Here is a 9,656-nt window from a genome sequence, read left to right as displayed (position 1 = left end):
AGAACGAGGCGATGAGGCGACTCATGGCGGGTCTCTGGCCGTTGGCAGTCTCCGGTTAGGGAAGGTGAACCGGAAGGTGGTTCCGTCCTTCACCGCGCCGTCCAGCCAGATCCGGCCGCCGTGGAACTCGACGATCTTGCGACACAACGCCAGCCCGATGCCCGTGCCCTCGTAGACATCCCGGCCGTGCAGCCGCTGAAAGATCACGAAAATCTTCTCAGCGTACTCCGGATCGATTCCGATCCCGTTGTCGGCGCAGTACAGCTCCCACTCGTCCGCCCGGTCGACGACACCGACATGCACGGCGGGAACCGTCTCGGCCCGGAACTTCAGCGCGTTCCCGATCAGGTTCGCGAACAGCTGGGTGAGCAGGACGGGGTCCCCGCGCACGACCGGCAGATCATCCGCGGTGACCTCGACCTGGGCGCTCTCGATCGCGATGGACAGCGCCCCCGTCGCCCGTTCGAAGATCTCACCCAGGGGCACATCGACGAAACCGTCAGTAGTCCATCCGACTCGGGAGAAGGCCAGCAGATCGTTGATGAGCTGCTGCATCCGCTTCGCGCCGTCCACCGCGAAAGCGATGTACTGGATGCCCCGCTCGTCGAGCTTGTCACCGTAGCGTCGCTCCAGGAGCTGGCAGAAACTCGCCACCTTCCGCAGCGGCTCCTGCAGGTCGTGCGAGGCGACATAGGCGAACTGCTCCAGGTCACGATTGGAGCGCCGCAGCACCTCGGCCTGCGCCTCCACCGCGGACCGCGCCGCCCGCGCGACCCCGAGCTCCCCGATCAGCTGGCGTCGCATCGACTCCACGTCGGCGGCGAGCGAGGCGATGTCCGGGGGACCGGTCGGCTCGACCACGTGATCGAGATGTCCGGAGGCGACGGTCCGCGCATCGTCGCCCACCCGTTCGAGCGGGCGGGTGACCCAGGACCGTAGCGCCCGCGCGATGACCGCCAGGAGTATGGCCATGACAGCCGCGCCGGTCACCAGCGCGAAGATCAGGAAACGGAGCGCCGCCGTGACGTGCTGGCGAGCCCGGACCTCCTTGGCCCGCAGGTCCGCCTCGAGGTCCCCGGCCGCGGCGCGGACCGCCTCGAAGCGGGTCTTGCCGAACTCCGGTGACAACAGGCGGGCCGCCGCGGGACCGCCCACCCGCACCGCGTTGATGGCCGGATCGGCGTAGTCGCCGTGCCAGGCCCGGATCCGGTCCTCCAGCACGGCGAGCCTCGCCAGCAGGACGGGGCGCTCCACAAGCCGTCGGTGCAGGTCCGCGAGCAGCCTACGCTCGGCCCTGCGCCCTTCGTTGTAGGGCTCCAGGAAGTCCTCGCTGCCCTGGAGCAGGTAGCCCCGCATCCCGGTCTCCTGATCGACCAGGCTGGAGACCAGCTCGGTGGAGCTCAGCAGAGCCGGGGTGAGGACGTCGCTGCGCGTGTGCAGGGCGTCGTCGAGCCGGACCAACGACGAGACGACAAGACCAGCGACGATCATCAGCACCATCGCCGCCACCATGTAGGTCACCTCAAGTCGACGGCGCAGGCGCCAGACGGGCCCGACCCGGCCCCGCTCCACCGCCCCGCTCAGCCCCGCGTCGCCCGCTCCCTCATCGGTAACGTTCGGGTGGGTGCGCTCCGGCATCAGCCGGCACCCCAGATCAGCAGCAGGAGTGCGACGTCGTCGGTCAGCGGGCCGCCATTGCGCGCCTCCACCCGGTCGATCAGGTCGTCGAGCAGCCCGTCGGGGTTGTCAGCGGGCCAAAGTTTGGCGATCTCGGGCAGCACGCCCTCCCAGCCCAACGGTTCCCCGCCCGGTCCCTCCCGCCCCTCCAGCAGGCCGTCCGTGGCGAGCAGGAGCGCCCAGTGCGGCCCGAGCTCGATCCGCACCTCCTCGGAGAGATCGTTGTCGACGATGCCGAGAGCCGGGCCGACGACGTCGCCCGGCAGCGCCGACAGCCGCGGATGCAACAGCGCCGGCGGCGGATGACCGGCCAGCCGCATCCGCGCCGAGGTCCGCTCGGGAGCGATCGCGAGGGTGCACACCGTCGCAAAGATCTCGTCCTGTTCCCGCTCGCTCACCAGCACGCGTTGGAGATACCCGAGCCGGTCGGGTTCCGGAACACCGGCAAGGACCAACGTGCGCCACGCGATCCGCAGGCTCACCCCGAGCGCTGCCTCGTCCGGGCCGTGCCCGCAGACGTCGCCGAGCAGGACGTGGAGCGTGCCGTCCGCGGTGGACACCATGTCGTAGAAGTCCCCGCCGAGCAGGGACTGCTGCCGGCCGGGGCGGTACCGGGCGTCGTGGTGCAACCGGCCGTCGTCGATGAGCGGCCGGGGTAACAGGCCGCGTTCGAGGCGGGCCCGCTCGTCCGCCAGCAGCTCCGACTCCCGCAGCGCCTGCGCGGCGGTGTCGGCCCGCTTGCGCTCGATCGCGTACCGGACGGCCCGGACCAGGTCCCGCCCGTCGACCTGGCCCTTGACGAGGTAATCTTGCGCGCCCGCGGCGACCGCCTGCGCCCCCCGGTACTTGTCAACCAGACCGGTGAGCACCACGACCGGCGCTCCCGCCTCGACCGTGAGCAACCGGCGCAGCGCCGACAGGCCCTCGCTGTCCGGCAGCCCTAGATCCAGCAGCACGCACGCGACGTGCTCGCTGCGACGGGCGGCTTCGGCCACCGTGCGCACCCGGGTCAGCTCGACCGGAGCGGAGGCCTCGTCGAGGAGCTCGGACACCAGATAGGCGTCGGCATCATCGTCCTCGACCAACAGCACAGGCCAGATCACTTCCGCAGGATCAGCGTTCGGCGCCCGCATCGCGTTGCTCTCGGTTCCTGACACATCTCCTCGGCATTGCACGACACGAGGCCATACCGGCCCAACCCGGACCCGAAGCATGGCACGACCACAGCGCCCGTGCGCATCGGAACGCCGAACCGGAGTGGACCGCGGCCAAGAAGACGGAGCGCGACGGGCTCAGGAAAACCGGGCTCAGAAAGACATGGTGGGCCCACGGGAACGACGGCAGTCGCCAGGACAGATCAACGGGCGGCGGTGTGGCTATCAGCATCGGTGTGGCTGCCGGTAGCGCGGCCCTGCGCGCCCTCCCTCCCTGGCGGGGTCTCACCCGGAACCGGCGCCGTGGGACGGCCCAGCAGGTACCAGCCCCACAGCCCGGCGGGCACCGGGGCCCGCACCGGCGCGCCGGGTACCTCCCGAGCGTCCATCACGTCGAGCAGGTGATCCCAGTAGCCCGTCAGGCGGGCCGCCAGGCTTCCACCGAACAGCCTGCTGTGCAGGAGGTGCGGATGCGGTCGGGTCGGAGCGTGGCGCATCGCATCGGAGAAGCGGTCGAGGAGATCCCGGCGCTCGTCGTCGGACAGCTCGGCCATCAGCTCACGCAGAAGTTCGTCCTCCAGCGTCGCATGTTCGACCATCAACGCGGCCAGATCCCGGCGCAGGTTCGCGACCGGCTCCGCGGGCCGGTTGAGGTCCCCCTGGACGTACTGTTCAATGCCGCGCATCACCGAGGAGCAGCGCCGCGCCAAGCGGCCCAGGTCCGCCACCCGCGCCCGGCCACCCACGACCCGGCGGGCCATCTCCGGGTAGACCACCGACTCCATCGCGCTCAGGTGTGCGGAGACGGCGGCCACGGCCGCGTCGCTGGCATGCAGCGCCTGCCGCGGGTCGGTCGACGGACCACCCACGTCACCGTGGGCGTCGGCGCTGCGCGAGAGCTCGATCAGACGGACGGCGTCCTGATGCGCGGCCTCCACCAAGGTCGCCAACGTCTCGGCCATGACCACCTCGCAGCCCATGGGCAGATACCCAGCGGAGAGCTACCGGAAGCCCAAGCTACGCCTATCCGACCCGGTCCGCATCTCGGCAGCCACCACGCAGCCGTAACCCGGTACCCACAAAAGGTGCCAGTCGCCTCGCTCGGCACCTGACTCTCAGACTTGGTCCCTGTGGTGTCCGGCCGTGGCTCCGCCGGACGGCACCGTCACCGGGCGAGGAACTCGTCGAGATCGGCGAGGAACCGCGTCTCATCCTCGACCACCAGGCCGCCGATGTCGGCGTGGCCGGGCGGACCCGGCTGCGCGAGCACAATCGAACCGGTACCGTGCCGGATGGTGAGCCGCCGCCCGAGCAGCGCGGCCAGTCGCATGGAAGCCGACCCGCAGGCCTCGTCCTCGGTGACGCCGTGCCTGCTGGCGAAGGCCCGGGCCCGCACGACCCCGCCCGGCTCATCCTCCCACGCCCAGAGTTGGGTCAGGTCCTCGCCGGGTGGACGGGGCAGGTCGAGCGCGTCGACTTGGCACGGGTCCGCAAGCATCTCATGCCACCAATAAGGCACGGCGGCCAAGGCGCTGCGGACCCAGACCCGGCCCTGCTCCTGCCAGCTGACCGCCTCGCCGCCGGCCGGGCGGAGGATCTCCGGATGGCCACCGAGCAGCCGACCCAACAGCCAGGCCGACCCTACCAGGGCGTGTCCCGCCAGGGGCAGCTCCCCGGCGGGCGTGAAGGTGGCCAGCTCCGCCAGCTCCGGGTCGTCGACGAAGACCGTGGCGGAGCAGCCTAGTCGGCGCGCGACGACGGACCGCTCCCGCGCGTCGGGCAGCAACTTCGCGGCGTCCAGCACCACGGCGAGCAGACTGCCGCCGGCGCCCGTCTCGTCGGCGAACACCCGAAGCGTGCGTACCTCGATCCCGATCACTCGATCCTCCCTGTGAGGTATCCCATACGCCGGACGTGTGTCTCACCCTTCGCGTGGCACCCCGCCGGCACAGTCGCCAGGCATCCGCGTCCACGGTGAAGCCCGGATCGCCTCCGGACGGCCGGCACCGACTTGTCACCATGAAGGTTCACCAGCGGGAAGGTCGTGGGAAATGCCGACAGGTGGACATGGATCGGCGGCAGGGAAGGAGGCAATGATGCGGGACGATGCGGTGCCGGGCGAAAGAGTACGCGACGAGACGGTACGCGAGAGCCGGGGACGCGACGATGACGGCGCGCACCCGGACGGCGGCGACCACGGCAGCCAGCATCCCGTCCGGGAGGTGCTGGGGGACGCCCTGGAGCAGGCGTCGGCCAACGCCCATAAGCTCGCCGGCGCGCTGACCCGTCCGGTCTCCCTAGTCCGGGTGGGTCGCAAACGACGCCAGGTGCCCCGCCCCGGGCTACCGCGGACGCCGGACGGGCGCGTCATGGCCTGCGGCGTGTACAGCCATGGCCGGCGGGTCACCACGGACATCGACCAGGCCGACGCGCTGCGGTTGGCGCGGTCCGAACGCAGCGGGTTCGCCTGGCTCGGCCTGTTCGAGCCGAGCTACGAGCAGCTCACCGCGATCGCCGAGGAGTACAGGCTGGACAAGCTCGCGGTGGAGGACGCGGTCACCGGCCACCAGCGCCCCAAGCTCGAGCAATACGAGAACCACCTGTTCATGGTGCTCAAGACGACCAGTTACGTGGAGCACACCCAGATGACGAGCACCTCCGAGGTAGTCACCACCGGCGAAATTATGATCTTCCTCGGCGAGGACTTCGTCGTGACCGTGCGGCACGGCAGGCACGGGGAGATGACGAAGCTGCGCGGCCGGCTGGAGGCCAACCCGGAGATGCTCCGGCACGGCCCGACGGCCGTGCTGCACGCCATCTGCGACAGCATTGTGGATGACTACGTCCGCACCGTGGAAAGCATCCAGGCCGACGTCGACCAGATCGAGGCGGGGGTCTTCCATCGGGATCAGAAGCCGTCGACGGAAAGCGCTTACCAGATGAAACGCGAGCTTCTGGAGCTCAAGCACGCGGTGCTGCCGCTCGCGGGCCCGTTGCGTACCCTCACCACGGACGCCCCCACGATGGTCGACGTGGCGATGCGCCGTTACTTCCGGGACGTCGCCGACCACCTCGAGCAGGTCAGCGAGCGTATAGCTCACTTCGACGAGCTGCTTTCCTCCGTGCTCCAGGCGACGCTGACGCAGGTGACGATCGCACAGAACGAGGACATGCGACGGATCAGTGCCTGGGTGGCGATCGGCGCCGTCCCGACCGCCGTCGCCGGGATCTACGGGATGAACTTCGACCACATGCCGGAGCTTCGTCAGACGTGGGGCTACCCGGCCATCCTGGCCGTCATTACGACGATCTGCCTGTTCCTCTACCGTGCGTTCAAGCGCAACGGCTGGTTCTGACACCGACCTGCATGCTATGCGCGCAGGGACCACGACAATGACGGCAGATCCATAGTCCCTTTTTACTATCAGTTGGCTGACGCGACGTATCCGTACGATGGGTTACCCCTGGCCCGCCACGTCGGTTACCGTTACCAACCGTGTCGGAGCAACCGGGTCTCGTGCCAGCCGCTCGGTGCGGTCCCCGCCGATCCCCCCACCCGTCAGGGGACTCCATGACCTCGTCTGACCCCAAGAGTCATAAAACAGCCATCCTGCCTGATCGGGGCGATCTCATCGCGGAGCTCGCCGGCCGGCTGGAGGCCCTCGACGCGCTCCTCAACCGGCTGGAGGATGCCGAGCGGCAGGCCGCCGACGCCAGCGAGCATCTCATCCGGACCCGCCGGTGGCAGGAGGACACGGTCCGGACCATCCAGGAGGAGCGGGCTCGGATGCGCCAGCGCCAGCACGCCCTCGACGAGCTCGCCGGCCACGCCCGCGCCGCGGTCGAGGCGCTGGCGCACCATCGCTCGCTGCCCCATGAGGTCCACGAGCTCGCGGTCGAGCTCCAGGTGCTCGATGCGGCGGGATTCCTCACCCGCCGCAGCTCCCGGTCCCGCTGAGGGGGTGCACGCCCGACCTCGCCCGCCAACTACTTTAAGTAGTCAAAAGTCGCCCACGGGCCGAGGGAGGGCTACCCGCCCGCCCGCCTCTCACCCGGACCGGCCGCCGCCACGGACCCCCTACGCAGCGAAAAACCAGCAGGACAACCGGAGTGCGAAGGGCCTTCGGCCCGCCCGGTCAGCCCGGCCGGCCGAGCGGGCCGCCGACGTCGCGCGACGGGAACTTCAACGCACACTCGCCGTAGTTGGGAAGGACTAGTGTTTACCCACCCCGTCCAAGTGGACTAGTCTCACGCCGACGTCACGACAACACCGGGGCCGAACGCCGAGTCCTGCCCCCGGCCCCGGTGTCCCCTCCGAGTCGTCATCAGGGGCAGGAGCGGGGGACCCACCTCCACCGGCCGGCACCGATCCGCGGTATCGACCTAGGGGTGAAGCTCGACGCGTGAAGGTCACGCGAGAGCCGGGCAGCCCAGCCCGAACCCGACAGCTCACTTCGCAGGCGTACGGGAAGGAATACACCGTTGTCCGCGCAAAGCGTGCAGCTCGACGAAGAAACGCGAGGCGCCGGTCGCGGCCGTCATCGCGCACCCTCCGCGCCCCCGGCCGCCCGCAGCCGGGCCCGGGCCCGGGCCTTCGCCGCCCTGACCACCGGGACCGTCGCGGTCTCCGGAGTGGCTCTCGCCGGCTGCGCCACCGACATCAACGCCGACGCAGCGAAGGACGAGCAGCCGAACACCGCTCCGATCACCCTCGCCGCGCAGATCGGCTCCCATGCCGCCCTGGGTGGCAGCATCGCGGCGGCGGCGGTCAGCACCCACGGCTCCACCTCCCTGCTCGGCACGGCGGGCGGTGTCAACGCCCCGCCCTTAACCGGCAAGGTTCAGGTCGGTCTCCGGGTGACCAACCCCGAGGTGACCGTCAACGCGGACCAGCCGATCGACATCGGCTTTTCGCTCTACAACGAGCAGACCCACGAACCACTGGCGAACCAGCTGGTCAAGGTGCAAGTGAAGCTCCCCACCGGGTGGGCCACCTTCAAGCACCTTTACACTAATGCCCAAGGCTACACTTCCTACACGGCCCGGGTGCTCACCACCACGAACGTCACCGCGGTCTTCGACGGCACAGACGCCCTGCAGTCCGCCCGCTCGGCGAACGACGCCACCCTGCGCGTACGGCCGGCACCCATCCCCCAGCCCGTCCGCAACGCCGCCTGGTCGGATCTCCTTGCGACAGGGGACGCCGCGGGCCAGACGTCGGTTCCGGTCCCGTCGAGCTCCCTCGGGGAGAAGGCCGTCTACCTGGCCTCCCTGCAGGCCGGCAAGCCCTACGTCTACGGTGCGGAGGGCCCGAGCTCGTTCGACTGCTCCGGCCTCATCCAGTACATCTTCAAGCAACTCGGCAGGAGCGTGCCGCGGACGACCGATGCCCAGTTCGCCGCCGCCATCTGGGTGTCGCAATACAACAAGCAGCCCGGCGACCTGATCTTCTTCGGGACACCCGGGAACATCTACCACGCCGGCATCTACGCGGGTGACGGCATGATGTGGGTGGCGCCGCGCACCGGCGACGTCGTGTCGCTCAAGAAGATCTATACCACCTCCTACTACGTCGGTCGGATCCTCTAGCAGCCGGTCGGAGCCGGCGCACCGCCCTCATGCCGACGCAACGGCTCATCCGGCTCCGGTGGATCGCCTTCGCGGCTGGCGGACCGCACGAGCCCTGCCGTTCCACCAGCGGCCGGCTACCGGGCCTCCCCTCCGGGCACCGACCCGAAGCCGTGAAAGCCGGGCCCGGGACTCCCACCCACCGGCGAAGCCGCGGACAGACCAGCAAGCGGGCCCTGTCACCGCCCGACAACCCGCCTACATGGTTCCTTTCCAGCTATCCGGACGGGCCCTCCTTCCGGTGGGACGGACGTCAGATCTCCCCCCCCATCTGACGTCCGTCCGGCCGGAAGGCCCCCGATTCCGCCGGCCTTCCCTCGGATCCCCCCCCATCCGCACGGGAAGGCCGGCGGGCCTCGGACCCCCAGCCGACCAGGTTCGCCGATGCCGCTACCCCCCTCCCGGCGGCATCGGCGGACTTCAGCCTTCAGTCTCTGCCCGGTGCGGGAAACAGCCCGGCCCGCTCGCGGGCGCCGCGGTCAGGCCCCCAGCCGGTGACCGGACGAGAACTTCCACAGGGCCTCGCTGACCTTCCGGTCCCAGGAGGCCTCCGGGGCCCGGCCCTCCGGGACACGGTCCTGGCAGTTCGGCCCGGGCTCCGGGTCGAACTGCCCGACGACGCCGACCGCGGCGAATTCCGGCTTACCCGGGGCGCAGGCAGCGGCCAGGGCCAGCCGGGCACCCTCGCCGATCCCCCACACGTAGACCCGGTCCGGATCCACCTTGGTCCGTTCCGTGGAGACGAAGCGGACCACGTCGCGCAGATAGCGCACGTCCGCCCCCTCGGGTCCGTCGATCCGCCACGTGCCGCCCACGGCTTCCGGGAAGGCCACCGCGAAGTCGCGGGAGTTCGCGAGCTTGCCGGCGTCACTCTGCCGGTCGAGTGACTTCGCGTCCGCGTTGTCATCGTGCAGGATCAACACCAGCGGAAGCGGGTTGGCGGGATCGGACGGGGCCTGGACGAGCAGCTCACGGCCCGCCGACGCGTAGTCGCCGGGCAGGCTGACCCGCTGGGTCCTCGGGCGGTCACGGGTCCCGAGGTAGCCCCAGGCAACCACGATCACGACACCGACGATGAGCACGGTTCTCTTGTTTTTGCCCCACCATCCGGCGAGGGGATTCGACACCACGATCCAACCGAACCACACCGCCGGCCGGGAAACGCCGCAAAGGGATCTTCATTAAATAAGTTGATCA

8 protein-coding genes and 1 riboswitch are annotated in these 9,656 nt (G+C 69.9%); of the genes, 3 read left to right on the top strand and 5 right to left on the bottom strand.

The genetic code is table 11. From position 1 onward, the window contains the following. Positions 1–21: 21 nt before the first annotated feature. From AC08OT_RS15935 to AC08OT_RS15920, 4 genes are all read right to left on the bottom strand, one after another. The gene (locus tag AC08OT_RS15935; RefSeq protein ID WP_476602975.1) at positions 22–1,638 is read right to left on the bottom strand and encodes a sensor histidine kinase; all 1,617 of its coding nucleotides are present in this window, start codon (positions 1,636–1,638) and stop codon (positions 22–24) included. Then, positions 1,638–2,810, bottom strand: coding sequence for a PP2C family protein-serine/threonine phosphatase (locus AC08OT_RS15930; protein WP_476602974.1), 1,173 nt, complete (start codon positions 2,808–2,810; stop codon positions 1,638–1,640). Before AC08OT_RS15930 ends, AC08OT_RS15935 begins: the two co-directional genes overlap by 1 nt. 224 nt (positions 2,811–3,034) lie before the next feature. Beyond that, positions 3,035–3,793 (bottom strand): hemerythrin domain-containing protein, encoded by a 759-nt coding sequence (locus tag AC08OT_RS15925; protein WP_476596400.1) that lies wholly within the window; start codon positions 3,791–3,793, stop codon positions 3,035–3,037. 203 nt (positions 3,794–3,996) lie between these two features. Then, positions 3,997–4,710, bottom strand: coding sequence for a PhzF family phenazine biosynthesis protein (locus AC08OT_RS15920; RefSeq protein ID WP_476594056.1), 714 nt, complete (start codon positions 4,708–4,710; stop codon positions 3,997–3,999). 214 nt (positions 4,711–4,924) lie between these two features. Here AC08OT_RS15920 and corA point away from each other — a divergent pair, with 214 nt between their 5' ends. The 3 genes from corA (at position 4,925) to AC08OT_RS15905 (ending at position 8,420) form a co-directional block, all read left to right on the top strand. Then, positions 4,925–6,187, top strand: a complete 1,263-nt coding sequence (gene corA, locus AC08OT_RS15915) for a magnesium/cobalt transporter CorA (RefSeq protein ID WP_476594055.1) — start codon at positions 4,925–4,927, stop codon at positions 6,185–6,187. 215 nt (positions 6,188–6,402) lie between these two features. After that, a complete protein-coding gene (locus tag AC08OT_RS15910) occupies positions 6,403–6,789 on the top strand; it encodes a hypothetical protein (RefSeq protein ID WP_476594054.1) in 387 nt (128 codons plus the stop codon). 344 nt (positions 6,790–7,133) lie between these two features. Next, positions 7,134–7,308, top strand: a riboswitch (cyclic di-AMP (ydaO/yuaA leader). A 5-nt stretch (positions 7,309–7,313) separates the two neighbouring features. Next, positions 7,314–8,420, top strand: coding sequence for a C40 family peptidase (locus AC08OT_RS15905; RefSeq protein WP_476594053.1), 1,107 nt, complete (start codon positions 7,314–7,316; stop codon positions 8,418–8,420). A 518-nt stretch (positions 8,421–8,938) separates the two neighbouring features. On the opposite strand, the gene AC08OT_RS15900 is transcribed toward AC08OT_RS15905, so the two are convergent. After that, positions 8,939–9,607 carry a plasmid partitioning protein gene (locus tag AC08OT_RS15900; protein ID WP_476596502.1) on the bottom strand — a complete coding sequence of 223 codons (669 nt, stop codon included), beginning with the start codon at positions 9,605–9,607 and terminating at the stop codon, positions 8,939–8,941. Positions 9,608–9,656 lie beyond the last annotated feature (49 nt).

The sequence above is a fragment of the Frankia sp. CgJB1 genome (assembly GCF_977947065.1).
This window is presented reverse-complemented; position numbering and strand designations above follow the sequence as displayed.